The sequence below is a fragment of the Streptomyces sp. MBT65 genome (genome assembly GCF_016612545.1).
Lineage (GTDB): Bacteria > Actinomycetota > Actinomycetes > Streptomycetales > Streptomycetaceae > Streptomyces.
In genome coordinates this window covers 1-1,409 of sequence record NZ_JAENRY010000680.1, presented here as the reverse complement: position 1 = coordinate 1,409, position 1,409 = coordinate 1, and the positions used below count along the sequence as shown (strand labels likewise).

Sequence of the window (1,409 nt, the reverse complement as noted above, 5' to 3'; positions counted from 1 at the left end):
CGGCGCCGGGGTAGCTGAAGGTGACGTCGCGGAGTTCGACCGTGCCGTCGGGGCGGCCGAACTCCGCGCCGTGGCCGGGGTCGGCGACGGACGGTCGTACGTCCAGGATCTCGATCAGGCGCTCGGCGCCCGCGGTGGCGGCGGTGATGGTCAGGCCGAGTTGGGCCAGGCCGCGGACGGGCGGGTAGAGGTAGCCCAAGAAGGCCGAGAACGCGAGGAGTTGGCCGAGGGTCATGCGGCCGGTGGAGATCTCCCAGGCGCCGATGCCGACCACGGCCAGCACGCACACCGTCTCGATGACGGCGACGAGTTGCTCGTACGCCTCGTTCAGGCGCGTCGAGCGGACGGAGGCGCGGAACCAGGCGCCGGCCTCCTCGTTCAGGCGGCGGCGTTCCGCGTCGCGGCGGCCGTAGGCCTGGGTGAGGACGATGTTGCCGAGGGACTCCTCGACGACGGAGGTGATCGCGCCGTCGGCGACCCGGCCCTCGCGCGAGACGTCCTTGATGGAGCCGGAGAAGCGGCGGGCCGCCAGCCAGAAGAGGGGGGCGAGGACGAAGGTGGCGGCGGCGAGGTCCCAGCGCAGCCAGAACGCGGCGGCGGCGTAGAAGAGGGCGGAGAAGATCGCGGAGGCGGTGCCGACCACTCCGGAGACGACCAGGGTTTCGATCGCCTCCACGTCGCCGGTGAGGCGGGACAACAGGTCGCCCTGGCGGTGGCGTTGGAAGAAGTGCGGGGGCAACTGCTGTACGTGGTCGAAGACATGCTCGCGCAGTCTCATCACGAAGCGTTCGGTGGCCCAGGCGGCAAGGGAGTTGCCGGCGTACGAGACGAACGCGCCGACGATCGCCACGCCCAGCCATTTGGCGGCGGGGCTCCAGAAGGCGCTCAGCGATCCCTTCGCCAGGGCGCGGTCGGTGAGGTCGGCGAAGAGGAGGATGGCCTCGGTCTCGGCGAGCGCGCCGACGATGGTGCACACCCAGACGAGGACCAGCCAGCGTCTGAGGCCCTGGGTGAGCGGCCAGAACCGGCGGAAGGCGACTCGGGCGGGAATGGTGGGAGTTTCGTCGCCCTCGTCGTATTCGAGGTCTTCTTCGTCCGTGTCCGCATATTCATCCGCACCCATGATCCCCTCCGCTTTCCGTCATCAGAATTCTTTTGGATTTTCGAATTCAGGAAAGAAAAGAGGGCCGACTGCGTGGGTCGGCCCTCTTCTTTACTGCCGGTTCAGCTGTCCTGGCCGGGCAGCGGCTTCGGCAGCGGCTTGGGCTGGTGCTTCTTGCGGGGCTTCGGCGGCGGGGGCGGGAGCTGCTTCGACTGGGGCTTGGGGGACAGCGGGGCGAGCTTCTTGAGGCTCATGCCGAACTCCTTGGGTTGTGCAGTGGATTGTGCGTCAAAGTCGAGCGTGTTAC

2 protein-coding genes are annotated in these 1,409 nt (G+C 68.5%); both read right to left on the bottom strand.

Annotation, left to right across the window (positions count from 1 at the left end):
- On the bottom strand, positions 1-1,123 hold a 1,123-nt coding region (locus JHN63_RS51540; protein WP_200692008.1), incomplete at its 3' end, for an ABC transporter ATP-binding protein.
- Between the two features lie 101 nt (positions 1,124-1,224).
- The gene (locus JHN63_RS54165; RefSeq protein WP_267953885.1) at positions 1,225-1,356 is read right to left on the bottom strand and encodes a hypothetical protein; all 132 of its coding nucleotides are present in this window, start codon (positions 1,354-1,356) and stop codon (positions 1,225-1,227) included.
- Positions 1,357-1,409 lie beyond the last annotated feature (53 nt).

Bases quoted from the DNA above. Each gene is read 5' to 3' on its own strand.
- JHN63_RS54165 (WP_267953885.1), bottom strand. From the start codon at position 1,356: ATGAGCCTCAAGAAGCTCGCCCCGCTGTCCCCCAAGCCCCAGTCGAAG.